The sequence below is a fragment of the Nonomuraea endophytica genome (genome assembly GCF_014203235.1).
In the GTDB taxonomy this organism is placed as follows: Bacteria; Actinomycetota; Actinomycetes; order Streptosporangiales; family Streptosporangiaceae; genus Nonomuraea; species Nonomuraea endophytica.
In genome coordinates this window covers 1-1,513 of the sequence record NZ_JACHIN010000042.1, presented here as the reverse complement: position 1 = coordinate 1,513, position 1,513 = coordinate 1, and the positions used below count along the sequence as shown (strand labels likewise).

At 67.2% G+C, this 1,513-nt stretch carries 1 protein-coding gene; it reads right to left on the bottom strand.

What is annotated here, in order from left to right; all coding sequences use genetic code 11:
* Positions 1–13 precede the first annotated feature (13 nt).
* The coding region (locus HNR40_RS53410) for an IS4 family transposase (RefSeq protein WP_221341938.1) at positions 14–1,513 on the bottom strand (1,500 nt) is incomplete at its 5' end.

Here is a 1,513-nt window from a genome sequence, read left to right as displayed (position 1 = left end):
CAATGCCGGGTAGTTAAGGCGCTTGGGCGGTTGTCGATTCGGGTTCGGTAAGGACGTCGATGGCGATGGCCGCTCGGTGGTTGGTGCGGTCGGCCTGGCCTTTGGCGCGGTGTTTGGAGATCGCGCGTTTGACGATCCGGGGGCTCACTCGCACGCGGCGAGGTGGCAGAGGGTCGGCCAGGACTGCTCGGCCGATCTTGCCAATGAGGTCGATCACGCTGTCGGCGATGATGCCGGCGGCGTGGATGATCTGGTCGCGGGCGGTGTGCAGGGCGATGGTGAAACTGGCCCGGTCGGCTTGCAGGGCTGTCTGGGCGACGGTGGCCTCGGCCATCGCCAGCCGCAACGCCTGGTAGGCGGTCAGCAGCGCGTAGATCTCCTGGTCGACGCCCTGGGGCGTGCGAGCGCGCAGGACTCGTCCGCCCAGCACGGTGGACTTCAGTTCCAGGTAGGTCGTTTCGATCTCCCACCTGTGGTGATAGAGCGTGAGGAGTTCCAGGGCGGGGTAGCGCCGGTGGTCGGTCAGTGTGGTGATCAGCCGGTAGCGGCCCGTGCGGCGGCTGGTGCCGGACAGGGTCACGGTGATCTCCGCGTCGATCACCCTGACCGTGACGCCGCCCAGGATGGAGATGAATGACCCGTCCGCCAAGGTGTCCAGACGGGGTAGCGAGCGGTTGTTCTTGCAGCGGATGAGCAGGTCCGCGCCAGTCTCGGCGATGGCTGTGACCAGGGCGCGCACGGCGAACATGCGGTCGCCCAGCAGCACCATGCCTGAGCGCAGACAGCCGAATACCTGCGGCGCATAGGTGCACTCGCCGCTCTTGAACGGCCCGAACCTCACCGCGAGCAGGGTCCGGGTGCCGCAGGCCACTACCGCCAGTACCCGGACCAGCGGGTAGCCCGACCCGCCGTGCGAGCCGGATTGGTGACCGTAGCGGGCCAGGTTGGCCGGGCTGTCGGGCACCGACATCGTGGTGCCGTCCAAAGCGCACACCAGCAGACTCCGCCACCGCGTCGCCCCTGCCGGTGGACCGGCCAGCAGCTCAAACAGCGCCTTCACCGGCGCCACCCCGACCCGGCGTCGGGCCTGGGCCAACGCCGAGGAGGACGGCACCGGACCCGGCTCGGCCAGCCCCGAGGTCAGCCGGGCCCACACCTGCCGATACCCCAACTCGGCGAACAAGCCCGCCGCCAGCAGCAGATACACCACCACCCTTGAGGGCAGCTCACGTAAGCGCCGCTCGCGACCACCGGCCTCGGCCAGCACCTCATCGACCATCTCGAACGGCACCAGCTGAGTCAGTTCACCCAGATGGCCGGGCGCGAACACCCCCGCGGCTGTTCGGACCTGACGATTCACCACAGCAATAGCGCAGGCCATCTGTGACCTGGCAGACTCAGCACTCAACGGAGATCCAGTGTGTGACGGATGGTTTGGGAAGATCACCCGTTCTACCGGATCTCCGTTCTCATGTCCTGATCTTCTGACGGTCTTGAAATACCAGCCCCAACC